Source organism: Sphingosinithalassobacter tenebrarum (assembly GCF_011057975.1).
GTDB lineage: Bacteria > Pseudomonadota > Alphaproteobacteria > Sphingomonadales > Sphingomonadaceae > Sphingomonas > Sphingomonas tenebrarum.
The window spans coordinates 810,317-834,823 of the sequence record NZ_CP049109.1 but is presented as its reverse complement, the minus strand read 5'-3'; the positions used below and the strand labels follow the sequence as shown (position 1 = coordinate 834,823).

The window sequence follows — 24,507 nt, the reverse complement described above, 5'->3', positions numbered from 1 at the left end:
ACGACAGCTTTGCCTCGCGCGGCCGTGCCGCATGGGAGTGATCTGTCGCGCCTTCGGCATGATGGGGCTCGCATGTTGCCCGGTTGGCGGGGTCGAACCGTCAACTGAAGGGACCATCATGCCCAATTATCGTTTTCGCCACATTTGTTCCGCTTCCGCTCTCGCCCTCGCCGCAACGCTGTCCTGCGCGCCTGCATTCGCGCAGGACAGTGGCCGGGGCGACGATGCGGCTCACGGCGCAGACGCTGCCGAGGATGCGGAGATCATTGTCACGGCACTGCGCCAGCCGGTCGCGGTGGACCGGGTCGCATCCAGCGTCACGATTCTCGACGAAGCGGAAATCGAGCGCGAGCAGCCGATCGCGATCAGCGACGCGCTGGTCCGCACCCCGGGCATCAGCATGACGCGCAACGGCGGCTATGGCGCCGCGACGTCGCTCAAGATACGCGGCGCCAGCACCGAGCAGACCGTGCTCGTCATCGACGGGATGCGCCTGTCCGATCCGGCATCGACCGGCGGCGGATACAACTTCGCCAATCTGCTGACCGGCGACGCCGCGCGGATCGAGATACTGCGCGGCCCGCAGTCGATCCTGTGGGGCAGCGACGCGATCGGAGGCGTCGTCAACATCGTCACCAGACGGCCCGAAAAGGCGCTGGAGGGCGATTTCGACATCGAAGCGGGATCGCGCGAGACGGTCAATGCCCGCGCCGGCATCGGCGGCAGCAGCAACCTGGTCGACTGGCGCCTGGCCGCGTCGCGCTTCACGACCGAAGGCATTTCCGCCAAGGCCGAGGGCACCGAGAAGGACGGCTATCGGCGGAGCGGCGCCAGCGGATCGATCGACGTCCACCTGGCCGAAAACATCACGCTCGACCTGCGCGGCTATTATGCCGATGCGCGGAACGAATTCGACGGCTCTGCCGGGGACACGCCGGCCTATGGCGAGACGGAGGAATATACCGTCTATGCCGGCCTGCGCTTTGATCTGCTCGGCGGCAGGTTCACGAACCGGGTGGCGATACTGGACAGCGCCACCGATCGGCAGAACTACGATCCCTCGCGCGCCGTCCGTTCGCTCAGCTTCGACGCCAAGGGCGACACCCGCCGCTACGAATATCAGGGCAGGCTGACGCTGCGGCCCGGATGGGACATCAGCTTCGGCGCCGAGCGCGAGGAGCAGGATATCGAAAGCGGCTCTCCCGGCGACAACGCCCAGCCCTATCCGATCATCGACAACGACGCCGCCATCAACAGCCTTTATGCGCAGCTTCGCGTTACGCCGGTGAAACCGCTGACGCTGAGCGCGGGCGCGCGCTATGACGATCATTCGCGGTTCGGCGACAATGTGGTGTTCAGCGCCGGAGCGGTCTTCGCGCCCTGGGACGGCAACACCGTGCTGCGCGCAAGCTATGACGAAGGTTTCAAGGCGCCATCGCTCTATCAGCTGTTCAGCCAATATGGCTCGGCCGCGCTGCAGCCCGAGAAGGCCGATGGCTGGGAAGCAGGCATCGAACAGGCGCTGCTCGATCGTCGGGTGCGCCTGTCGGCCACCTATTTCGAACGCAATACCGATAATCTCATCGACTTTGCCTATTGCCCCTCAACGACGCCGCTGCCCGCCGAATGCTTCATCCCGGGTACGGCCACCGAACGGTTCGGCTATTATGCGAACGTCAATCAAAGCCGGGCGCGCGGTATCGAGCTTTCGGGCGCCGCCCGGTTCGGCGGGGTCTTCGTCAGCGGCAATTACAGCTGGATCGAATCGGAGGATGCTTCCGGCGGCGCGACCGACGGGATGCAGCTTGCCCGTGTGCCCAAACATCTCGCCAATGCCCGGATCGGATATGAAACCGGCTTCGGTCTCAGCGTCGATGTCGCGGTGCGCTATTCGGGCGAAAGCTTCGACCGGCTTTCGAGCACCGCCGCCGTGCTGGACGATTACTGGCTGACCGACATTCGCGCCGAATATGACATCACGCCCGAGTTCAGCCTCTATGGCCGGGTCGAGAATGTCTTCGACGAGGACTATGAGACGGCGGGCGGTTACGGCACGCTGGGCCGCAGCGTCTATCTCGGCATCCGGGGCAGCTTCTGATGTTGCAGGCCGTCGCGCCCGGTGCCTCGGTCGTCGTCTGCTCGACCTGCCGCCACTCGCCCGAATCGCGCGAGGATGCGGCGGGACGGCGCGGCGGCGCGCTGCTGGCCGAGGCACTGCGCGCCGTGCAGGCAGGCGAGCCGCGCTATGCGGGCATCGCGATACAGGACATGCCGTGCCTGTTCGCCTGCAGCGCGCATTGCACGGTCCATGTCCGTGCGCCGGGCAAGGTCGGCTATGTCATGGGGAGGTTCGCGCCGGACGAAGGTTCGGCGCGGGCCATCCTCGATTACGCGGCGAAGCATGCCGAAAGCGAGGAAGGGCAGGTTCGCTATGGCGACTGGCCCGAAGGCGTGAAGGGGCATTTCCTCGTTCGCGTTCCGCCCGAAGGCTTCGTCGCAACATGACCGGCTTCGCTACCCGGGCGGCGTTCGAGGCCGCGCTCGCCGACCTCCCCCCTCCCGATGCCGCCATCGTCGCGCAAGCGCGCGAGCGGCAGGCGCAGCTCACCAAGCCCGCCGGCTCGCTCGGTCGGCTGGAGGAGATCGCGATCTTCATGGCGGGATGGCAGCGCCGCGTCCGGCCGAGGCTGGAGACGGTGCAGGCCATCGTCTTTGCCGGAGAGCATGGCGTGGCGACACGCGGCGTCAGCGCCTTTCCGCCCGAAGTGACGCGCCAGATGGTGGCGAATTTCAACGCGGGCGGTGCGGCGATCAATGCGCTCAGCCGTGCTTGCGGCGCCGCGCTTTCGGTCGTCGACCTTACTGGCGATGGCCCCAGCGGCGACATCACCGAAGCTCCGGCGATGGACGAGGCCGAATGCCTTGCCGCGCTGTCCGCCGGCGCAAACGCCGTCAATACACAGGCCGATCTGTTGCTCGTCGGGGAAATGGGCATCGGCAACACCACCCCCGCCTCGGCAATCTGCGCGCAAGGCCAGGCCGAAAGCGCCGGCGCATGGATCGGCCGCGGCACCGGAATCGATGCGGAAGGGCTGAACCGCAAGCGGCAGGCCGTCGATGCCGCGCTACGCCTGCACGGGCCGCACTGCGCATCGCCCTTCGAAACGCTGCGCCGGCTGGGCGGACGCGAAATCGCGGCAATGGCGGGCGCGATCCTGACCGCGCGGCAAAGGCGCATTCCGGTCCTTCTCGACGGCTTCATCTGCTGTGCGGCGATCGCGCCCCTGCAATGCGCCGATCCGGCGTTTACCGACCATTGCCTTGCCGGACATTGTTCCGACGAGCATGCGCACGGCATGCTGCTCGACCGGCTGGGCCTGCGGCCGCTGCTCCGGCTCGACATGCGACTCGGCGAAGGCACGGGTGCGGCAGTCGCCGTGCAGATCGTCCGGTCGGCGCTGGCCGCGCACAACGAGATGGCGACCTTTGCCGAAGCGGCGGTTTCGGGCGCGAGATGAGCGGCTTTGCGCTCCATCTGCTCCGCCACGGCGAGGCGGCAGGCGCCGGGTGCCTGCTCGGCCACGGCGATGGCCCGCCCCTGAAAAGCGGCGTGCGGGCCTGTCTCGAACGGGCTGCCGGTTTGGATATCCGCCAGGTTCTTGCGTCCGACCTCTCCCGCGCCGCCGAACCCGCGCGCCGCATCGCAACGGCGGCGCGCCTGCCCTTGCGCATCGACCCGCGCTGGCGCGAGCTGGATTTCGGTCAGTGGGACGGCCAATCCGCCTCCGACATCGATCCCGTCGCGCTCGGCGCTTTCTGGAAGGACCCCGACGCCAGTCCGCCGCCGGGCGGGGAACGCTGGTCGGCGCTGCGCGGCCGGGTGACAGCGGCGCTGGCGGACATCACCGGGCCCACCCTGGTGGTCGCCCATGCGGGATCGGTCCGCGCCGCGCTGTCCTGCCTGCTAGACCTGAGCCACCGGCAATGCTGGAGCATCGCCCTACCCTATGGCGCGCTGATATCGCTCGTCATCCGCAACGACGGCGCACAGCGCAGCGCGCAAATTACCGGGCTCGTCACATGACGAGACTGATCCTCGCGCTGCAATTGATGACGCGGCTTCCGCTGCCGGACGTGAAAGCCGACAGTCGCGACTTCGCCGCCGCGATTCGCTGGTTTCCGGCGGCGGGGCTGATCGTCGGCGTCGGCGTCGCGGCCGCGACATGGATCGGCGCGCTGCGCGATCCGTGGCTGGGCGCGCTGTTCGGTCTGGTAACCTGGGTGGCGGTCACCGGCGCGCTGCATCTCGACGGGCTGGGCGACATCGCCGATGCAGTGGGTGCGGCGCATCGCGATCCCGAACGGCTGATCGCGATATTGTCCGATTCGCGCACCGGCACCTTCGCGGTGGTCGTCATCGGCCTGCAACTCGCGGCGAAGCTGGTTCTTCTGCAATGCATGGCCGAAGCGGAACTGTTCTGGCCGCTGATCGCCATCGCGGCCATCGCACGCACGGGGCCGCTGTGCTGGACCCGCGCGCTGCCGCGACTCCATGACGGCCTCGCGGCGCGCTTCACGGACGGCCTGACTCTCGCGCCGCTTGTCCTGTGGGTGGCGGCAAGTCTGCTGATCGGCGCATTCGCGCCTCCGCTTCTGATCGCGCCCGCGCTGTGGCTGGCATGGGGGCTATGGATCCGGTGGCGGCTGGGCGGCATTTCGGGCGACGGGCACGGCGCGGGAATCGAACTGGTCGAAAGCGCCCTGATGCTTGCCGTCGTGATCGCGGCATGAGCGGGGAACTGACCCGGCATGGCGGGCGGCTCGATGCCGCACGCGCACGTTTCGGCGGTCGCGAGCAAGCGTGGATCGATCTGTCGACCGGCATCAACCCCGTACCCTGGCCCGATGCCGCCGCATGTGCGGCAGACTGGGCAACACTGCCCTCGCCGGCCGCTCTGAAGGCGCTGGAGGAGCAGGCGGCGCGCTATTTCGGAGTGGATGCGGATCATGTCTGCGCGCTTCCCGGCAGCGAGACCGGCCTGCGCCTCCTGCCCCAGATACTGCCGCTTCCGGGCGTGCATATCGGCCCCACCTATCGCACCCATAGCGAGATATTTCCCGCTTCCCGCTCCTGCGAAGCAGACGCTGCGCTTGCGACCCCGCCGGGGGCCATCCTGATCGCCAACCCCAATAACCCCGATGGCCGAATCCGCTCCGCCACGAAAATGCGTGGCCTGCTCGCTCGCCTCGAGCAGCAGGAAGGCTGGCTGATCGTCGACGAGGCCTTTGCCGACACCGATCCCGCGATCAGCCTCGCGACCGATATCGGCACCGGACGACGCCTCATAATCTTCCGCTCTTTCGGCAAGTTCTTCGGCCTCGCCGGCCTCCGGCTTGGCTTCGTCCTAGCGCCGCCGCGCATCGTGCGAAGCTACCGCGCGCTGCTCGGCGACTGGCCGCTCAATGCCGCAGCGCTTTCCATCGGCACGGCCGCCTATACGGACGGGGAGTGGATCGAGCGCACACGCAGACAGCTTCCGGCAAGCGCGGCGCGCCTCGACGACCTGCTGAACAAACATGGCCTCACTCCGATCGGTGCATGTCCGCTGTTCCGCCTGATCGAGACGGGCCGCGCATCCGCGCTTTTCGAAGGCCTCGCCCGGCACGCGATCCTGACGCGGCCTTTCGACTATGCCGCCAACTGGTTGCGCATCGGCCTGCCCGGCGACGAGGCGGCCTGGCGGCGGCTGGACGCGGCGCTCGCCGATGGCTGAGCCGATCGCTCTGATCGCACTCGCGCTCGATGCGGCGATCGGCTGGCCGGCGCGGCTTTACGTGCGGATCGGCCATCCCGTTGGCGGGTTCGCGCATATTCTGACGGCCTGCCAGCGCCGGTGGAACCGGCCGCAACGCCCGCGCGCCACAAGGCTCGCCGGATGCGTCACGCTCGCGCTCGTCATGCTGGCGGGCGGCGGCACGGCGTGGCTGGTCGAGCGCGCCATTCATGTCGCGCTTGGCGATGCCGGCTGGCCGCTGGTGGCACTCGCCGCTTTTCCCGCGCTCGCCCAGCGCAGCCTGTACGCGCATGTGACGCCCGTTCTCCGCGCGCTCGAACGCGGCGATGCGGGTTCCGCGCGTGTCGCCCTCTCCGCCATTGTCGGGCGCGATACCGAAGCGCTGGACGAAGCGGGCATCGGCCGTGCGGCGATCGAGAGCCTGGCCGAAAGCTTCTGCGACGGCGTGGCGGCGCCGCTATTCTGGCTGCTGATCTTCGGACTGCCCGGAATATGGGCGTACAAGGCAGTCAACACCGCCGACAGCCTGATCGGCCATCCCGAGCCCGACCGGCGCGCCTTCGGCTGGGCGTCGGCGCGGATGGACGACCTCGCCAATTTCCTGCCCGCCCGGCTCTGCGCGCCGCTGCTGTGTCTTGCGGGGATGGGCGGCTGGCGCATCCTGTGGCGTGACCGTGGCAAGCACGCCTCGCCCAATGCGGGCTGGCCCGAGGCGGCGATGGCGGGCGCGCTCGGCGTGCGGCTTGCGGGCCCGATACATTATGGCGGCGTGCGGGCGGACAAGGACTGGATCGGCGAGGGGCGCGCGCCCGAACGGCATGATATCCGCCGCGCGCTTTCGATCTATGTCCGGGCCTGCGCGCTGCTCTGGCTGATTGCGGGAGGCATTATATGGCTGGGCTGATGCTGCAGGGGACCGGCTCCGATGTCGGCAAATCGGTGCTGACCGCCGGGCTGTGCCGCGCGCTTTCCAATCGCGGGCTGCGCGTCCTGCCGTTCAAGCCGCAGAACATGTCGAACAACGCCGCCGTCACCGCCGACGGCGGCGAGATCGGCCGGGCGCAGGCATTGCAGGCGGTGGCCGCGCGGGTCGAACCGCACAGCGACATGAATCCCGTCCTCCTGAAACCACAGGCAGACCGAAGCGCGCAGCTGATCGTCCACGGCCGGATGCGCGGAACGCTGGGCACTTCCAGTTTCCGCGAGGCGCGGCGCAGTCTGCTGGGCGAAGTGATGGACAGCTATCGCCGGCTTGAGAGCCGCTGCGATATCGTGCTGGTCGAAGGCGCCGGCTCTCCCGCCGAAATCAATCTGCGCGCGGGCGACATCGCGAATATGGGCTTTGCCCGCGCCGCCGATGTGCCCGTGCTGCTGATCGGCGATATCGACCGGGGCGGCGTGATCGCATCGGTGGTCGGCTCCCGCGCGGTGCTCGATCCCGAAGACGCCGCCATGATCCAGGGATTTCTGATCAACAAGTTCCGCGGCGATCCGGCGCTGTTCGCCGACGGCTATGCCGAGATCGAGCGGCAAAGCGGCTGGCGTGGCTACGGCCTCGTTCCCTGGCTGAGCGCAAGCGCGCGCCTGCCCAGCGAAGATGCCGTGCGGCTGGAACGCGGCGAAGCGCGCGGCGGCGGGCCGGTGCTGATCGCCTGCCCGATTCTGCCGCGCATATCCAATTTCGACGACCTCGATCCGCTGAAGCTGGAGCCGGATGTCGCGCTCGCCATGATACCGCCGGGTGCGCCGATACCGGCCGAGGCGGCGCTGGTGATCCTGCCGGGATCGAAGGCGACGATTGCCGACATGCGCGCCATGCGCATGGAAGGATGGGACATCGACATCCTTGCGCATCATCGGCGCGGCGGCGCGGTGCTGGGACTTTGCGGCGGCTATCAGATGCTGGGAAGGCGCATTTCCGATCCATCAGGCATCGAAGGCGCACCGGATTCGTGCGCGGGCCTGGCACTGCTCGATGTCGAAACGCGTCTCGGCGACGAAAAGGCATTGCAGCCAGTGGCGGGCGACGCGCTCGGTGCGGAATTCCGCGGCTATGAAATGCATGTCGGGACCACCACGGGCCCGGGCTGCGCGCGTCCCTTCGCCACATTCCGCGACGGAAGGCCGGACGGCGCGATCAGCCCGGATGGTCGGGTCATGGGAAGCTATTGCCACGGCCTGCTGGCGTCGACCGCGTTCCGGCAGGCTCTGCTCGCACGGATCGGTGTCGCCGGCGGGGAAGAGGATTATGCGCATTCGGTCGACGCCGCATTGGACGAGATCGCCGTGCAGCTCGAACGGCATGTCGATATCGACGCGATGCTCGAACTGGCATGGGGAGCGACGGCATGAAATCGCTCCTCGTTCTGGGCGGCGCAAGATCGGGCAAGAGCCGCCATGCGCAGGGACGCGTCGAGGCGCTGCCCGGTTCGCTTGCCTTCATCGCGACGGCGCAATCCTTCGATGCCGAAATGGAAGCCCGAATCCAGAAACACCGCGCCGACAGATCGGATCGCTGGCACACGATCGAAGCGCCCTTCGCACTGGCCGACAGCATCAGGGCCGCAGCAACCGACCATGACGCAATACTGGTCGATTGCCTGACGCTCTGGCTGTCGAACTGCCTGCTGGCGGATCACGATCTCGACACGGCGAGCGAAGCGCTGCAGGCCGCGATCGCCGCCTGCCCGGTGCCGATTGCGCTGGTGGCGAACGAAGTCGGCCTTGGTATCGTACCGGAAAACGCCCTCGCCCGCCGGTTCCGCGACGAAGCCGGCCGCCTCAATCAAGCGGTGGCAAACGCGGTGGAAGAGGCCGTCTTCATTGCCGCGGGCCTGCCTGTCACCTTGAAACCGGCGCGCAAGCAAGGACGCGCGGACGCAAACCCCGCCCCCTGTTCAATGCGCTGATCCGGCCGCGTCGCTACGTTGGCCCATGCGGCCGAATATATTGTCAGCAGCCCCCCCCCCCCGGAAATCGGTTACGACGCGCTGAGCAGGCGGGCAGGAGTCCTCCGACGTCTTCCTCGATCGGTGCGCCGAGGAATTGCGCGCCGGGCCGCTTGTGTCAGCGTTCGGTCAGCCTATTGCGGCATATTCGTAAGTTTCGAGGATGAAATTCCGGGTTCTTCGCATGCGCGTGCTGATCATCGAGGACAATGCGCGGCTTGCCCGCCTGACGGCGGAGGGGCTGCAACGGCGTGGGCTTTCATGCGATATCGCGCAAACGCTGGCGCTGGCATCGGATTCGCTCGACGTGGCGCTGTTCGATTTGCTGATCCTCGATCTCGGCATGCCCGACGGCGACGGCCTCGACTGGCTGCGCGCCGAACGACGCAGGCGCGATTTGCCGCCCGCGCTGATCCTGACCGCGCGCGACGCTCTGGAAGACCGCGTCGCCGGGCTCGATGCCGGTGGCGATGACTATGTCGTCAAACCCTTCGATCTGGACGAGCTCGCCGCGCGGGTCCGCGCGCTGCTGCGCCGTCCGGGCCCGCGCGCGCCTGCCATACTCGAACTCGGCGCGCTCAGCTTCGACCCGGGCAGCCGCATGGCAGCGGTCTCCGGCAACGCGCTGGAGTTGTCCCGACGCGAGGCCAATCTGCTCGAACTGCTGATGCGTCGCGCGGGGACGGTGGTTCGCCGCGAGGCGATCGAGGACGCGCTCTACAGTTTCGACGAAACGGTAACCCCCAACGCAGTCGAGGCAGTGGTGTCGCGCCTGCGCCGCAGGCTCACCGTACGCCGCCATGCGGCAGAAAAGAATTGTTAAGCAATACGTTACGCGAAGTTGTTCCTCTACAAAGAGGAGCAAGTCAATGCAAGCAAATGGCTATCTGATACCAGCGAATGGAGCCACGAATCATGCCCCAGCACGATCCGGTGATGGGCGTGGGAGTGGTGAAAACGCAAAGCCGAGCAATCGGGTAAGGCTCAACGGCAATATCGTTCGGCGTAAACCGGGCGTGCGCATCCGCGAGTATTGGGATGTTGACCTGCCGGGCTTTGGCCTGCGGGTAAATCCCGGCGGCAGGCGGACATGGTTTGTCCTGTTCCGCCAGCGCGGCAAGCTGCGGCGCGTGTCGCTGGGAACCTCCCGCGACATCTCGCCTGCCACGGCTCGCCGCCTCGCGCGGGCGAAACTGGCAGAGGTGGCGCTGGATGGGTTGCCGACGCGCAAGAAGGCTCGCGCTGCACAGAAGAGCGATGTGCCGCTGCTGCGCGACTACGCCGAACGCTTCTGGGCTGACTATTCGCGACACTGGAAACCATCGACCCGAAAGCGCAACGAGAGCGCCATCTTCAAGGAAATTCTCGGAGCGTTCGGCGACCGGCGGATCGACGATCTGGCCAAGGGCGACATCCTGTTCTGGCGGGACAGCTTCGTCGAGCGGCCCGGCGTGTTCAACCGCACCTTGCCGGTGTTCTCCGTGATGATGGGCTATGCCGAACGCCTTGGCCTGCGCCCGCGCGGGTCCAATCCTTGCAAGGGCACGCCGCGTTACAAGCGCAAACCGATGGAGCGGTTTCTCTCGCCCCACGAATATTCGCGGCTTGCCACAGCTTTGCAGGACTACGAGGCAGAGCAGCCGCTCTATGTCGCGGCGATCCGTCTGCTGATATTCACCGGCGCACGATGCGGCGAGATCGAGCAGTTGCGATGGGAATGGGTGCAGGAACCGCGCTTAATGCTGCCGGACAGCAAGACCGGGGCGAAGATCGTCTACCTCAACCGGCAGGCTATCGAAGTAATCGCATCGCTCCCAGACCGGAAATCAACCGGCCTGCTGTTTCCTTCGTTCCGCAATCCCGACAAGCCGATTTCGCTGGGCATTCACTGGCCGAAGATCCGCAATCGCGCGGCTTTGCCGGATGTCCGGCTGCATGACCTGCGCCATAGCTTCGCCTCGGTCGCCATCCGCGACAACATCTCGCTGATGGTGATAGGCAAGCTGCTGGGCCACGCGCTGGCCGAAACGACAACCCGATATGCACACCTGTCCGACGAGATCGTCGCCGATGCTGCGGAGCGCGTATCTGGCTCAATTGCCCGCCTGATCGGAGTCGGGCAATGAACGCGCTGACTCTGCGGGGGATCGTCGCCGAAGAGCTGGGCAGTCTTAAACTCCATGTGATTGGCAAATGCGGTGGCCTGGGCGAACTGCGCAAGACCTGCTGGGCGCGCGAACTGCCCGGCTTTGGCACCCGGCATTATGCCAGCGGGCGCAAGGTCTATATCGTCCAGGCACGAATGGAAGGGCGCACGCGCACGGTAACAATCGGCAATGCCAAGGTGCTGAGCCGTGCGCAGGCGATGGATGTGGCGCGCCGGGTGCTGCTGCGTGCCCAGACTGGCGACAATCCTGCGGACGAGCGCAAGCGGCTACGCAAGGTTCCGTCCTACCGGGATTTCCTGAGGACCTACTGGGACCGGGTATCGCCCAAGTGGAAGCCGTCCACGCTCTACACCCACCGCTATTACAAGCGGAAATATCTCGACCGGGCGTTCGAAGGCCTGTTCCTCGATGAGATCGAGGAACGCCATGTGCAGGAATGGTTCAACCGGATTACCAACACGGGCGGACCTGGCGCGGCCAATCGCTGCGGTGAAATCCTGCGCGCCATGTTCAACAAGGCCGAGCAGTGGGGCGTTCGTCCCGAAGGCTCGAACCCTTGCCTCTACATCCGCAAGAACAAGGGGAAGAAGTGCGAGCGCTTCCTGTCCGATCAGGAGTTCAAGCGGATCGGGGAAGTGCTCGACCGCTACCGCAATACGTGGCCGCTGCCTTGCGCGGCGATCAGTCTGTTGATCCTGACCGGCTGTCGCAAATCGGAGATCACCTGCCTCAAATGGAGCGAAGTGCGGGGAAGGCGCTTACTGCTTACCGACAGCAAGACCGGCCCGCGCACGGTCTGGCTGTCCGAAGCGGCTGCAACGATCCTCCACGCCCTGCCACGCCGGGAGAAACAGCGTTATGTGTTCTGGAACCCGGTTACTCAGCGCCCGATTACCGATATTGGCAATCTGTGGAGCAAACTGCGCGACGAGGCGGGTCTACCCGGCGTCCGCATTCACGATCTGCGCCACAGCTTTGCCAGCCATGCTGCCGCCCATTCCGAAACCCTGCCGATGATCGGCAAGCTCCTCGGCCACGCCGATGTTCGGACTACGACCCGCTATGCTCATCTTGACGATGGGCATGTGATCGAGGCAGCGCAGCGCATCGGCAATCTCATTGAGGAAATGATGGGTGCATACGGGACGTTGAGTGTGGATTGTTCTTGAACCGATGTTGCGCTCGTCCGAACGAAAACTAACCTGAATATCGAAGCGTTCCAGTCTTGTTCTCCGCGACTCCAAGTGATAGGCGGTGCGAAACGGAAGCGTCGAGGAGGATTTGCATGTCGGATGGTTCAGGCCCGTCAGTGGTCGACTTGTTCTGCGGAGCAGGAGGCTTGAGTGAAGGGCTCCGGCAAGCTGGTTTCTGTCCGAAGGTTGGTGTGGACTTCGATAGCCATGCGGCCGCCACCTATCGGCATAACCACCCTGGCGTGCCGGTCATCGAGAAGGATATCTCTGAGGTTACCGGCAAGGAGATCTTGGACCTGGCCGGTGTTGATCACGTTGACCTGATCGCGGGTGGGCCGAGCTGCCAAGGATTTAGCACGCATGGCAAGCGAATGCAGGACGATCCGAGGAATTTTCTATTTGAGCATTTTGTTCGTCTAGTTAACGAACTTCGCCCACGGATGTTCTTGATGGAGAACGTCAAGGGGATGCTGACCTACAACAAGGGCGCATTCCGTCGCCAAATTGAAGCGGCATTCGAGGAGATTGGATACCGCACAAATTTCGCGCAGGTCGTTGCAGCGGACTATGGTGTACCTCAATTGAGGCACCGCATTCTATTCATCGGGACTTGCGATGATCATCTGCCACTTACCTTCCCGAATCCGACACATGGTGACGTGGAGAAGGGGCTCCGTCCTCACGTTACGGTTGAGGAAGCCATTGGTGATTTGCCGTCAATTGGTCAGGACTTCTTGCAGGAGTATCGCGCTTATCGAACTGCTCCTAGAGGTCCCTATCAAGTTTACAGCCGTTCGAACGCCCCACAGAAGGTGTCGATGCACGTAGGGCGACCATTGTCACCGCAAGCCTCCAAGCTCGCAAAGTTCATTGGTCAAGGAGAAGGTTTGCGCGCAGTTCCGGTTGATCACTTACCGGAACGCTTCAAGCGGATGCGGCGCATTTCGAACGGACAGCTTCGGCGCGACTGTACGACGCTATACCATCGCCTCTCAACTGAGCGGCCAGCATATACGATTACCTGCAACTACAAAAACGTAGCATCAGGCCCTTTTCTGCATCCGCACGAAGACCGTTCAATCTCGCACCGCGAGGCGGCCCGCTTCATGTCCTTTCCTGATCGGTACGAATTCGTCGGTGCAGCGATACCCAGACAAATCGGAAATGCCGTGCCGCCGCTGCTTGCCCGGGCTGTCGGTGAGCACCTCTTTGAAATTCTTAGGGGTGACGATCAGAGGGACCAGCACTACCACGTTGCGTGATGAAAAGGATTCGCGCCGCCCGAGTTGCCCTCGCCCTAACAAACCTGTCCAACTGGAAGAGCCGCGTTCACGCGCAGGGCTCGACGCATCTGTTCCCGTTGCTGGCCTTGCTTGAGAGCGGCGCAGGTACAGCCAATGCGGCAGTTCAGTTCAATGAGACGCCGCACGAATTCACTTTCTGGGACAAGTATTTCCGGTTGCAGAATGCAGAGCCGGCGAAGCCCTATTTCAACCCAGTTACATTGAGATACGCTGAGGAAGGGTTCCCACATTCGAACTCCGCGACAATACGAAAAAACACCTTCGCGGGAAAATGGAAGGGCGCGAGTCTTACGAAGATTGGCGACCGCGAAGAGTGGGAGCTGGCTGAGAACTACGCTGAGATTTTTCGCGACAAAGTTCTAAGCAAAGGCGGCGCGGTCACTCGGGTGCCGGTCGTTGATGTAGCGGCCCTGCTGTTTCGAGCTGAGGAATTCGAGGATGGGGCAAACGCCAAGACCTTGGAAGCCAAGTTCCGCGCAGTCTTTCCTCAACGAGACCCAGATTTCGAAAGAATGTTCGTATTTCACGATGAAGATAGCGAACGAATTTTCACGGATGCCGCCGAGGCTCAAGATTATGAAGCGGCGATAGCCGAAGCACTCGTCAGCGATGTCCGAAGTGCTGACAGCATCGCCGCTCTGCCAGAAGACCCTGGCGAGATGGATCTAAACGATCCAATCTTGACGGAGGTGCAAAAGCTACTTCGCTTCGGAACGTCCGGCATCATTTTCTCTGGAACACCGGGAACCGGTAAATCCTATTACGCGAAGCGAATAGCCAAACATCTCGTTGATGACCCGAACCGAGATGTATTTCGCGTCCAATTCCATCCGAGCTATGGCTACGAGGACTTCGTCGAAGGCTATCGGCCCAGCGATGCAGCTAGGTCCGGCTATGAAGTAGTGGACAAGACGTTCCTCGATGCTTGCTCAAGAGCTGAGGCAATAAGTGGTGCTGGCAGTCTCGTCGTCGTGATCGTCGATGAGATAAATCGAGGCGATCCCGCACGAGTCTTCGGTGAGCTGCTTACTTACATCGAGCAGGATTATCGTGACGAGTCTTTCCAGTTGCCCTTCTCAGGCAAACCTACGCACATTCCTAAGAATCTAGTCCTTCTCGGGACGATGAATCCATATGATCGCAGCATTGCCCAAGCTGATGCTGCGTTTGTCCGTCGGTTTGACCACCTTCCAATAGAACCCTCGCGCGAAGTAGCGGAGTCGTTGCTTGAACAAGCAAAGGGATTTGACGCCGAGCAAGTCGGGATGATTGGAGATTGGTTTGACAATATGCAGCGGCTTCTGCCGTTCGGCCTAGGGCACAGTTATTTCGCGCGCGTAGCCTCGATCGACGATCTTCTTCTAGTTTGGCGCTACCGGATCAAGCCAGCGGTGGACGTAGCACTGGCACTTAGCGATCAAGGCGAAGCCGAGAACATTGAGCGCAGTTTTCAAGCGCTCGTTAGGCGCTTGGAAGGCGGTGCCGATGGCGATTGAAATCGTCGAGTGTCAAGAATTCAGCGAGATTAGCATTCGCCTTTCATCGTTGATGCGAAATGGCGAAATCCAGATTGATCCTCGCATCGCTGCCAAGGGTTATCTTTCGACTGCCTTCAGACGCGGACAAGTGGTGCTGCGCACCACTAAGTTTGTCGGCCTGATTCCACTCACACCTGAAATCTCAGTGCGAGTGGTGCCCCGCGCTCCGATAAGCAATCTTTCCTACATGCTCGCTCGTTCTCAAAAAGCGCCTACCGCAATCGCAGGGTTTGCCCGAGGATATAACTCCAGGTTTGTCCGGGCTGACAATGTCGAGCGACTTTTCGGACAAACTCTCGCTGACCAATGCGCAGCATTATGCGTTCGAGGACTCATCAAACGCTACGAACGTCCCGAAATGAAGATTCCCTGGCGGGGCCGCTTCTTGGCTGCGGAGACTGTCCGGCGACACGCATCGCGGGGCGTTCGATACCGGCACGAGTTTGATCAAAGTGTCCTAACGGATCGGACAATCGATAACTTCGCCCTCAAAGAGGCACTGGGGCTGGTGCTGAACTGGTACCAACGAAACGAACGCGGTTCACCCGTCCTTCTGCACACTCGGAGAGCACTTGCTGCATTCGAAAACATTCCCTCATGGCGCTTTTCTCACGAAGAACTTTTGCGGAAACTAGGCATACTTCTGTCCGCTCAATCCAATATTCGACCTGACTATGCGGAAGCGCTTTGGTCAGCCTACGCCGTACTAGACGGTGCAATTCCCGACTTGAACTCGCGAGGGTCATTAAGGCTCGACTCGCTCATCGTTGACGTCTCCGAGATTTTTGAAGCCTACCTTCGGCGCGAGCTATCAATGCGATTGGCAAATGATGGCTATCGTGTCTTCGATGGTTGGAAGAGGCCGCATCCGTTCTTTGCCGATGGGGGAGCTTATAGTGTTCACCCTGACATGATTATCGAGCGCGATGGCTCACCTGTGGCAGTCCTTGATGCGAAGTATAAGCCCGACGTCAGCGAGCAAGACCGTTACGAAGTCCTTTCGTTTATGGATGTGTTGGGAGTACAGATAGGAGGCTTCGTTTGCCCGGTCGCAGACGCTGAGGAATCGAGGGTGATGGGCACCACCAGTTCAGGAAAACGCCTCTCCAACTTGCGAGTTGATCTCGCAGCGGACGACACCCAAGCCGAGATTGACCGCTTTGCAGAAAACGTGAGGCGCATGATCGCCGAGCGGCATGAATTTGTATGAAGCGCGAACAATCGAAAGGCTCGCTTCCCCGCTCTATATAACGGTTAGAGCTTCGTCCGAAGCGCCTCCCCCAGTTCTGTCAGAATGAACTGGCGCGTACCACTTTCGATCTCGCCTCTTAGCAGGCCCTTCGACCACAAGGCCGAGGCGGTTCGCGGATTGATGTCCGGGAAGGCACTGCGTTTCACACCAGGCTTGAAACGGAGCAGGGCCTCCTTTTGTGGTGTCGTCAGATCATGTTTATCAGGTGGCGACGACACCAAATTCCCTTTCGAGTTTTCTGTCAGGCAGGGCGCTCAAACGTAGGCATGCCGAATATTTCTGTCGATCTCTATGGGGCACCGTTCCACAAAATCCTGACCCTATGATCCTCCGGTTGTACGTCCTTCTAGTTCCGGTTGAGCCCCATTTCGCGGCTTTGCAATTTCAGTTTCCATAGGCCTTCGAGCGCACGAATATCGTACTCAGTGGAGGAGCTTCCCGCGACCTCAAGAATGCAAACTTGGTAGTCGCTTGGTTCCCTGCTCTTAAGCTCGATGTTGCCGCCGTGGGCGTTGCTTAAATAGCTTTGCCACCTGCCGAGAAAGCCGTTCTCACCGCACGCTGAGCCGACATACTGCTCCTTGGTTCTTGGGCAGGTTAGAAGGTAGACGCCGCGAGATGCTCGCAGAACTTCCCGCCAACCAACGGGGAGATTCGCGACATCTGAGAGTGCAATTATTAGGCGAGAGTGGCCGGGATAAGGTGGGTCTTTGAACTCGGGGCGCAGTTCAAGAATTGGCTTCGGTTTCCGATCACCTCTCTGTACCCAGCTTCGGAGTCCCGGCCCCCAATCAATCGTCAAGCGGCCTATGTATCCCGCCAAATCCGGGAGCAACTCCGTCACATATCGATCCGGATTTTCGTTGCCGAGTTCCCCTTCACTGAGGCCAGAAAGAGGATCGATGCGTTCAGGCGCGACGGAGCCCGACCGCCTCGCCGAGTACATCCCCACGAATAATGTATCGCCGTGAGATGCCACAAAACTTGCCCAGAATGGCGCTGCCAACTTACTCCGGTTGGCAATGGTCTGAACTGCTTGATAGTCCTCGAATGCTGAAAGATCATCCCGCCAGAGTGCAAACGGGGTTCGACCGTTGGGTGCGATTGTTTGGTGCCGCAAGAGCCGGACATCAGAAGGACGGAAACCTCCAATCACCAAAAGATCGGCAAATGTAAGTACGCCCACGTCACTCTCGCTGATGGTCACTTGCAAGCCTCTTTCTTGACTGGAGCAGATTGGCCCCAGCTGATGGCTAGGTGTTACAAAATGCTGTCCACTTGCAGCCATCGTGGGACATTTGAAGGTTTCCTTCAAGCGCCGGGTGGGCTACAAAATCCGCGTGAAACCAAGGCCTTTGGCATCGGAAATCGGGCGGGGAAGTGGTCGATCACAACGGTCCAAATAGGGTACAACTTCGCGCACGCCGAAGGCGGCGCGGCCGACATGCTGCATACGGTGCGCGGGGTGGGATATCTGCTACAGGACCCGGCCTGATGCAGCGTTCCTCCATCTCGCGACGACTTACCCAGGGCCTTGCGCTGGTCGGGCTCGCCGGGACGCTGCTGCTCTTCCTCTTCGTCGCCATCGAATATGGCATGACCTTCTCGACCTTCTTCGATCGCGAGGCTCTGCCGCGCGTGATCCACGAATTGTCCGAACATGTGCTGATGCCGGTACTAGTGCTTATCGTGCCGATGACGCTGGCCGCGCGCTGGGTGATCCGCCGGTCGCTGGCGCCGCTGGCCGATGCCGCCGAGCGAGTCGATGCCGCGCCCGAAATGGCACGCGGCTTTCGCATCGAAACCGGACAATTGCCGCTCGAGGCGGTTCCCTTCGCCGATTCGGTCAATGCGCTGCTCGCCCGGCTCGACCGGGCGGCCGGAGATCAGGAGGCCTTTGCCGCAGACGTCGCCCATGAACTGCGCACGCCGCTGACGCTGCTCGCACTCGAAATGGACCGCCTCGACCCCGAGACCGCAGCGCCGCTGCGGCGGGACATCGCCCATATGCGGCGGCTGGTCGACCAGCTGATGCTGCTGGCCCAGATCGATGCGGACAATGCGGCGCAGGTGCCGCAAACGCCGATCGATCTCGCCGAACTCGCCGCCGATGTCGCCGGGCGGCTTGCACCGCTCGCGGTCTCGCAGGATCGCCTGATCGCAGTCGAAGGCGAAGCGGCGGCGCAAGTGAACGGCCGGCGCGAGGCGCTGGCCGCCGCGCTGCGCAACCTGATCGAGAATGCGCTGCGCGTCACGCCCGCGGGCGGTACGGTGACGCTGCGCGTCGGGCCGGGCGCGACGATCGCAGTGTGCGACGAAGGCGATGGGCTGAGCCGCGAGCAGCTCGACCGGCTTGTCCGCCGTCACCGCCGCGGCGACCATGCCAGCGTGGACGGCGCCGGGCTGGGCCTTGCCATCGTCGCACGAATCATGGCGGCGCATGGCGGCAGCGTCACCGCCGAACCGGAGCACAAAGCGGTGCGGCTTCGATTCGTAACCGACACGAAATAGCCGGCCTGTCAGGCGGTCGTCAGCTTGGCCGGGCTAGGCATCCGGCATGGCTCAGCAGCGAACACGTTGGATCGGCGGTGCAGCCCTTGTCGCCGCCATTGCCGCCGGGGGATGGTGGTTTCTCGCACCCCCCGATGTCACCCCGCCGCCTGCGGAATCGACGGCTGCTGAGCCAGCCGCCCTGCCCGAGACGCTTCGGCTCCCGGCGCAGGAGGCACGAGCGATCGGGCTCGAATGGGCTATTGTCGAAGCAGTCGAACAGGCGCCGATCGCGGCGCTGAGCGGGACGATCGAACCGCCGGCCAACGCCCGCGTCGCAGTGACGGCGCTGTTCGGCGGCGTGATCGAGCACAGCTATGTCGTCGAAGGGTCGGCGGTGCGTAAGGGACAGCCGCTCGCGGTCGTCCGCAGCCCCGAAATCCTGTCGCTCCATTCCGATCTGGTCCGCGCGCAGGCGCGTCTCGGCATCGCGCGCTCGACAGCGCAGCGGCTCGATCAGCTCAGCGACGCCGGCGTGATCGCCGGTGCGCGTGCCGAGGAAGCGCGCGCATCGCTGCGCGAAGCCGAGGCGGATGTCGCCGAAAAGCGACGCATCCTCGCGCTGGCGGGCGGGTCGGGCAGCGACGGCAGCTACCGGCTGCGCGCGCCGATTTCGGGCCGCGTCACCAGCGTCACCGCGACCACCGGCGACCGGCTGGACGGCGGCTCCGCTCCGTTCGTGATCGACGCGGCAGGCGCCTATGAAGTCAATGCGCAGCTGCCCGAACGGTTCGCCGGTCGCGTCCATCCGGGCATGCAGGTGCGGCTGGGCGACGTCACCGGCACGGTCTCTTCGGTCGGCACGACGCTCGATCCCGAAACCCGCTCGCTGCTGCTGAAGGCGCGTGTTCCCGCGGGACCAGGCGTGATTTCGGGCGGCATCGTGACGGTGACCGTGCTCGGACCGGCACCTTCTGGCGCAGTGATGGTGCCCGCGTCTGCGGTGACCACGCTCAACGGCACGCAAACCGTGTTCGTGCGCACGCAGGATGGCGTCGCGACTCGCGAGGTGCGGCTCGGCGAAGGCAGCGCGGACGACATGGCGCTGGTGCTTTCGGGGCTGAATCCGGGCGATCAGGTGGTGAAACGCGGAACGAGCGAGCTCAAGGCGCTCGTGCTGGCGCAATAAGCCGATGCTGCGTTCGCTCGTCGCCGCCGCGCTTTCCTATCGCCTGCTCGTGCTGGCGCTCGCGGCAGTAGTCGCCGGGCTCGGTGCCTGGGCCTTCGTCACCCTCCCGGTCGATGCCTATCCCGATATCGCACCCACTCAGGTCAAGATCATCCTGAAGGCGCCGGGGATGACGCCCGAGGAAGTCGAAACCCGCGTGATCACGCCGATCGAGATGGAAATGCTGGGGCTGCCCGATCAGGCGATCCTGCGCTCGACGGCGAAATACGCGATCGCCGACATCACCATCGATTTCAACGAAGGCACCGACATCTACTGGGCGCGCCAGCAGGTGACCGAACGCCTGTCGGGAGTGATGGGCGACTTGCCGGCGTCGGTCGCGGGCGGGCTCGCGCCGATCTCCACGCCGCTTTCCGAAGTCTATATGTTCACCATCGAAGGACCGCTCAGCCTTCAGGAGAAGCGGACGCTGCTCGACTGGACGATCCGCCCGGCACTGCGCACCGTGCCCGGCGTGGCGGACGTCAACGCGCTGGGCGGCGCGGTGCGCACCTTCGAAGTGCGTCCCGATTTCGCCGCGATGGCGCAGGCGGGCGTCAGCATTGCCGATCTGCGCGACGCGATCGAAAGCGGCAATCGCAACGACGGCGCCGGGCGCCTTTCCACTGGCGAAGAGGCGCTGATCGTCCGCGCGGTGGGCGCGATCCAGTCGACCGGCGACCTTGAGTCGGTGGTCGTCGCCAGCCGTCCCGAAGGGATCGTCCGCGTCGGCGATCTCGCCACCGTCACTACCGGCAGCCTGACGCGCTATGGCGCGGTGACCAAGGACGGCAAGGGCGAAGCGGTCGAAGGGCTGGTGATCGCGCTGCGCGGTGCCGATGCACGCAAGGTGGTCGACGGCGTGCGCGAGCGCATCGCCGAACTCGAAAAAACGCTGCCTGCGGGCACCACCCTCTCGGTCTTCTATGATCGCTCCGATCTCATCACCCGCGCCGTCGGCACGGTGGAGGAGGCGCTGCTCGAAGCCACGGTGCTGGTGGTGATCCTGCTGATTCTCTTCCTTGGCGACTGGCGCGCGGCGGCGATCGTCGCCGTCACGCTGCCGATGGCGGCGCTGATCACCTTCCTCTTCATGAAGGGGATGGGGCTGTCGGCCAATTTGATGAGTCTCGGAGGACTCGCCATTGCGATCGGCATGCTCGTCGACGGCGCGGTCGTGGTGGTCGAGAATATCGTCGAGCGGCTGAGCCATGAAGCGGAGGGCAGCCACCCGCGGCTCAACAAGGTGTTCCGCGCGACCAGTGACGTGATCGTGCCGGTTTCGGCGGGCATCGTCATCATTGCGCTGGTGTTCCTGCCGCTGCTTTCGCTGCAGGGGCTGGAGGGCAAGCTGTTCGCACCCGTCGCGCTCACCATCGTCTTCGCGCTCGCCGGATCGCTGCTGCTCGCGCTCACGCTGGTGCCGGTGCTGTCCTCTTTCGGCCTGCGCGGGCATCATGGCGATCCGTGGATCATGCGGCAGATGGCGCCGCGCTATCGCGCGCTGCTCCACGGCGCCTTCGCCCGAAAGCCGGTCGTCTATGGCCTGTCCTTCCTCGGGCTGGTGCTCGCGGTGTTCGCCTATGGCGGCGTGGGCAAGACGTTCATGCCGACGATGGACGAAGGATCGGTGATCCTGCAGACGACCAAGCTGCCGACGATCGGCCTCGATCACTCGGTGGCGGGCGATCTGGCCGTCCAGCAGGCAGTGATGGCGCAGGTCCCCGAAATCGAAAGCATGATCACCCGCGTCGGATCGGACGAGCTGGGGCTCGATCCGATGGGCCTCAACGAAGCCGACAATTTCGTGAAGCTGAAACCGCGCGAGCAATGGCGCGGCGACAAGCAGCTGATCATCGACGGCATGCGCGCCGCGATGGAAGGCGTGCCGGGCATCGAGCCGACGATAACCCAGCCGATCGAAATGCGCGTTTCGGAAATGCTCACCGGCGCGCGCGGCGATCTGGCGGTCAAGATTTTCGGGCCGGACACCGATATGCTCGCCGATCTGGCCGGGCAGATCCAGGGCGTGCTGCGCGGTGTGCCCGGCGCCGCCGAAGTGATGACCGTCGCCAACGACCAGGTCGATTATCTCCAGCTGCGGATCGATCGCGCGGCGGCGGGGCGCTATGGCATGCCGGTCGACATGCTGCAGGACGCGATGCGCTCGCAGGTCGAGGGCGTCCATGCCGGTGTCGTCGCCGAAGGGCAGAAGCGCGTGCCCATCGTCATTCGCGGCGACGAAGCGCTGCGCAACGATCCGGCGCGCTTTGGCGATGTGATGGTGCGCACGCCCGCAGGCGTAACGGCGCGCGCCAGCGACATGGCGCGGATCGAACGCGTCGAAGGGCCGGTGAAGCTCGATCACGAAAACGGGTCACGCTATGCACTGGTGCAGGCATTCGTCTCGGGCCGCGATCTGGTCGGCTATGTCGACGAGGCGCAAGCGGCGGTCGCTGCGAAAGTGAAGCTGCCCGCCGGATACCGGCTCGTCTGGGGCGGCCAGTTCGAGAATCAACAGCGCGCCTCGGCGCGGCTGATGCTGGTGATCCCGGTGGCGCTGCTGCTCATCTTCTTCGTGCTGTTCGCCACGCTGCGTTCGTTGCGCGCCTCGATCCTGATCCTCGCCAACATTCCCTTCGCGATGGTCGGCGGCATCGTCTCGCTGTGGCTCTCGGGCGAGTATCTGTCGGTTCCCGCCTCGGTAGGGTTCATCGCGCTGCTCGGCATCGCGGTGCTCAACGGGCTCGTGCTCGTCGCCTATTTCCGCCAGCTGCGCGCCGAGGGCGTGCCGCTCGCCGAAACCGTGCGGGTCGGCGCCGAGCGGCGGCTGCGCCCGGTGATGATGACCGCAACGATCACCGCGTTCGGGCTGGTGCCGCTGCTTTTCGCCACCGGGCCGGGTTCGGAAATCCAGCGACCGCTCGCTGTGGTGGTGATCGGCGGGCTGATCACCTCGACGCTGCTGACGCTGATCCTGCTGCCGATCCTCTACGAACGCTTCGGCGAAGGACGCGAAGAGCATGGAGAGGAACTGGTCGATGGCTGACGTCCTGCTCACCATTCACTGCGCGCGGTCCGACGCCACTGCGATCGCACGCGCGCTGCGCGACGCAACCGGCGTAGCCGTCCATGAAATCGACGAGGCCGTGCATGGCCATGATTTCGGCGACGCCGACACCGCCGAACAGGTGTCGGGCGAGTTGCGCCGCAGCCTGCTCCAGCTGCTGGTTTCGCGGGATCACGTCGAGCCGACCGTCGAAGCCGCCCGTACCGCGCGGCGGCGCCTGCCGATACGCTGGCATGCCGTCGCGGTTCTCGCCAGCGGGAGATGCGAATGAAACGCCCCCTTTTCCTTGCCGCGCTGCTGTTCGCTGCCGCGCCCGCGCTGGCGCAGCGTGCCGATCTCCCGCCCGAGCCGGCAATCGCGCAAGCGCTCGACAGCCATCCATCGGTCGAGGCCGCAGCCCAGCGTGTGGCAGCGGCGCGCGCTGAAGCGGGAATGCTCCGCCGCGGTCCGCATGAGGTTACCGTAGGCGGCAGCTATCTGCGCCGCAGCGTCGATCGCGAAGGCGGGTTCGACGAATTTGACGGCACCGTCACGCGCGCCTTCCGCCTGCCCGGCAAGGCGCGGCTCGACCGGCGCGCGGGCGAACTGGGAGTCGAGGTCGCCGAGAATATGCAGGAGGATGCGCGCCATCAGGCCGCACTGATGCTCTCCGACCGCTGGCACGACTGGCAGATCGCCGGCGCACTGGTGCGTCTCGATGCCGAGGCGGTCGCCAACTACCGTGCCGAGCTGCGCGCGATCCGCGACCGCGCCGATGTCCGCGATGCTTCCTGGCTCGATGTCGACCAGGTCGAATCGGCGCTCGCGCTCGCCGAAACGCGGCTGGCGGATTCGCGCGCCGCCGAGGCGCAGGCGCGCGTCGCGCTGGCAAGCGCCTTTCCCGGCCTGCCGCTGCCGCCGCAGGCCCCGCCAATGACCGAACCCGAATTGCCGCCCGAAAGCATCGACACACTGTGTGCGCTGGTGATCAGCCGCAGCCACGAGATCGGCGCCGCCGCGCGCGATGCCGAGCGGCTCGACACCGTGGCGATGCGCATCGAGCGCGACCGGTTCGCCGATCCCTCGGTCGGCGTACGGCTGTTCAGCGAGCGCAGCGGCGCCGAACGCGGCGCGGGGCTGGTCTTCTCGCTGCCACTTGGCGGAGGATATCGCCGCTCGGTCGCCGATCAGGCGCGTGCGCAAGCCGGAGCCGCCCGGTTCGACGAGGCACGCGTTCGCCGCGAAGTGGCGGAAACCGCGAGAAGCGACGCGGTTGCCGTGGGCGCACGCATGTCCGCCTGGGAATCGGCCGGCCGTGCTGTCGATGCGGCATCCTCTGCCTCGCGGCGATCCCAGCGTGGCTATCGCCTCGGCGCGATCGACATGGCCGACATGCTCTATGTCCGCCGGCAGGAGATCGAGGCGCGCCGCGCCGAAATTCGCGCCCGCGGCGAAGCACTGCGCGCGATTCTCAAGATTCGCATCGATTCGCATACCGTCTGGGCGCCCGACGAAGACTGACCCGCACGCCGGGGCGCCATT

At 64.3% G+C, this 24,507-nt stretch carries 21 protein-coding genes; 20 read left to right on the top strand and 1 reads right to left on the bottom strand.

All coding sequences use genetic code 11. The annotated features are described in order from the left end of the window. The first annotated feature begins 118 nt into the window (after positions 1-118). From G5C33_RS04215 to G5C33_RS04145, 15 genes are all read left to right on the top strand, one after another. On the top strand, positions 119-2,098 hold the full coding sequence (locus G5C33_RS04215; RefSeq protein ID WP_165326066.1) for a TonB-dependent receptor: 1,980 nt from the start codon (positions 119-121) through the stop codon (positions 2,096-2,098). After that, the gene (locus tag G5C33_RS04210; RefSeq protein ID WP_165326065.1) at positions 2,098-2,505 is read left to right on the top strand and encodes a DUF1636 domain-containing protein; all 408 of its coding nucleotides are present in this window, start codon (positions 2,098-2,100) and stop codon (positions 2,503-2,505) included. The genes G5C33_RS04215 and G5C33_RS04210 overlap by 1 nt, the downstream gene beginning before the upstream one ends. Beyond that, positions 2,502-3,518 carry a nicotinate-nucleotide--dimethylbenzimidazole phosphoribosyltransferase gene (gene cobT, locus G5C33_RS04205; protein WP_165326064.1) on the top strand — a complete coding sequence of 339 codons (1,017 nt, stop codon included), beginning with the start codon at positions 2,502-2,504 and terminating at the stop codon, positions 3,516-3,518. Before G5C33_RS04210 ends, cobT begins: the two co-directional genes overlap by 4 nt. Beyond that, positions 3,515-4,084, top strand: coding sequence for a histidine phosphatase family protein (locus G5C33_RS04200; protein ID WP_165326063.1), 570 nt, complete (start codon positions 3,515-3,517; stop codon positions 4,082-4,084). Before cobT ends, G5C33_RS04200 begins: the two co-directional genes overlap by 4 nt. After that, positions 4,081-4,791 (top strand): adenosylcobinamide-GDP ribazoletransferase, encoded by a 711-nt coding sequence (locus G5C33_RS04195; protein ID WP_165326062.1) that lies wholly within the window; start codon positions 4,081-4,083, stop codon positions 4,789-4,791. Before G5C33_RS04200 ends, G5C33_RS04195 begins: the two co-directional genes overlap by 4 nt. Further along, positions 4,788-5,774: a threonine-phosphate decarboxylase CobD gene (gene cobD / locus G5C33_RS04190; protein WP_165326061.1), complete on the top strand. Its 987-nt coding sequence runs from the start codon at positions 4,788-4,790 to the stop codon at positions 5,772-5,774. Before G5C33_RS04195 ends, cobD begins: the two co-directional genes overlap by 4 nt. Continuing rightward, the gene (cbiB, locus tag G5C33_RS04185; RefSeq protein WP_165326060.1) at positions 5,767-6,699 is read left to right on the top strand and encodes an adenosylcobinamide-phosphate synthase CbiB; all 933 of its coding nucleotides are present in this window, start codon (positions 5,767-5,769) and stop codon (positions 6,697-6,699) included. The genes cobD and cbiB overlap by 8 nt, the downstream gene beginning before the upstream one ends. Next, positions 6,687-8,147 carry a cobyric acid synthase gene (locus G5C33_RS04180; RefSeq protein ID WP_165326059.1) on the top strand — a complete coding sequence of 487 codons (1,461 nt, stop codon included), beginning with the start codon at positions 6,687-6,689 and terminating at the stop codon, positions 8,145-8,147. The genes cbiB and G5C33_RS04180 overlap by 13 nt, the downstream gene beginning before the upstream one ends. Further along, complete coding sequence (gene cobU / locus G5C33_RS04175) at positions 8,144-8,704, top strand: bifunctional adenosylcobinamide kinase/adenosylcobinamide-phosphate guanylyltransferase (RefSeq protein ID WP_165326058.1); 561 nt, start codon at positions 8,144-8,146, stop codon at positions 8,702-8,704. Before G5C33_RS04180 ends, cobU begins: the two co-directional genes overlap by 4 nt. A gap of 223 nt (positions 8,705-8,927) precedes the next feature. Next, positions 8,928-9,566: a response regulator gene (locus G5C33_RS04170; RefSeq protein WP_165326057.1), complete on the top strand. Its 639-nt coding sequence runs from the start codon at positions 8,928-8,930 to the stop codon at positions 9,564-9,566. Positions 9,567-9,612: 46 nt separating this feature from the next. After that, complete coding sequence (locus G5C33_RS04165; RefSeq protein ID WP_165326056.1) at positions 9,613-10,869, top strand: tyrosine-type recombinase/integrase; 1,257 nt, start codon at positions 9,613-9,615, stop codon at positions 10,867-10,869. Beyond that, complete coding sequence (locus G5C33_RS04160; RefSeq protein WP_165326055.1) at positions 10,866-12,080, top strand: tyrosine-type recombinase/integrase; 1,215 nt, start codon at positions 10,866-10,868, stop codon at positions 12,078-12,080. Before G5C33_RS04165 ends, G5C33_RS04160 begins: the two co-directional genes overlap by 4 nt. A gap of 116 nt (positions 12,081-12,196) precedes the next feature. Further along, on the top strand, positions 12,197-13,366 hold the full coding sequence (locus G5C33_RS04155) for a DNA cytosine methyltransferase (RefSeq protein WP_165326054.1): 1,170 nt from the start codon (positions 12,197-12,199) through the stop codon (positions 13,364-13,366). Continuing rightward, positions 13,366-14,904 (top strand): McrB family protein, encoded by a 1,539-nt coding sequence (locus tag G5C33_RS04150; RefSeq protein WP_165326053.1) that lies wholly within the window; start codon positions 13,366-13,368, stop codon positions 14,902-14,904. The genes G5C33_RS04155 and G5C33_RS04150 overlap by 1 nt, the downstream gene beginning before the upstream one ends. Next, positions 14,894-16,156 carry a 5-methylcytosine restriction system specificity protein McrC gene (locus G5C33_RS04145; protein WP_165326052.1) on the top strand — a complete coding sequence of 421 codons (1,263 nt, stop codon included), beginning with the start codon at positions 14,894-14,896 and terminating at the stop codon, positions 16,154-16,156. The genes G5C33_RS04150 and G5C33_RS04145 overlap by 11 nt, the downstream gene beginning before the upstream one ends. Before the next feature lie 388 nt (positions 16,157-16,544). Here G5C33_RS04145 and G5C33_RS04140 read toward each other — a convergent pair whose 3' ends face one another. Next, on the bottom strand, positions 16,545-17,405 hold the full coding sequence (locus tag G5C33_RS04140) for a GIY-YIG nuclease family protein (protein ID WP_228275188.1): 861 nt from the start codon (positions 17,403-17,405) through the stop codon (positions 16,545-16,547). Positions 17,406-17,692: 287 nt separating this feature from the next. On the opposite strand from G5C33_RS04140, the gene G5C33_RS04135 reads away from it, so the two are divergent. Genes G5C33_RS04135 through G5C33_RS04115 form a run of 5 tightly spaced genes read left to right on the top strand, consistent with a single transcriptional unit; the run spans position 17,693 to position 24,486 of the window. Continuing rightward, positions 17,693-18,709, top strand: coding sequence for a sensor histidine kinase (locus tag G5C33_RS04135; RefSeq protein ID WP_323126180.1), 1,017 nt, complete (start codon positions 17,693-17,695; stop codon positions 18,707-18,709). A gap of 46 nt (positions 18,710-18,755) precedes the next feature. Beyond that, the gene (locus G5C33_RS04130; RefSeq protein WP_165326051.1) at positions 18,756-19,877 is read left to right on the top strand and encodes an efflux RND transporter periplasmic adaptor subunit; all 1,122 of its coding nucleotides are present in this window, start codon (positions 18,756-18,758) and stop codon (positions 19,875-19,877) included. Between the two features lie 4 nt (positions 19,878-19,881). Continuing rightward, a complete protein-coding gene (locus G5C33_RS04125) occupies positions 19,882-22,965 on the top strand; it encodes an efflux RND transporter permease subunit (protein WP_165326050.1) in 3,084 nt (1,027 codons plus the stop codon). Continuing rightward, a complete protein-coding gene (locus G5C33_RS04120; RefSeq protein WP_165326049.1) occupies positions 22,958-23,257 on the top strand; it encodes a DUF3240 family protein in 300 nt (99 codons plus the stop codon). Before G5C33_RS04125 ends, G5C33_RS04120 begins: the two co-directional genes overlap by 8 nt. Next, positions 23,254-24,486: a TolC family protein gene (locus G5C33_RS04115; protein ID WP_165326048.1), complete on the top strand. Its 1,233-nt coding sequence runs from the start codon at positions 23,254-23,256 to the stop codon at positions 24,484-24,486. The genes G5C33_RS04120 and G5C33_RS04115 overlap by 4 nt, the downstream gene beginning before the upstream one ends. Positions 24,487-24,507 lie beyond the last annotated feature (21 nt).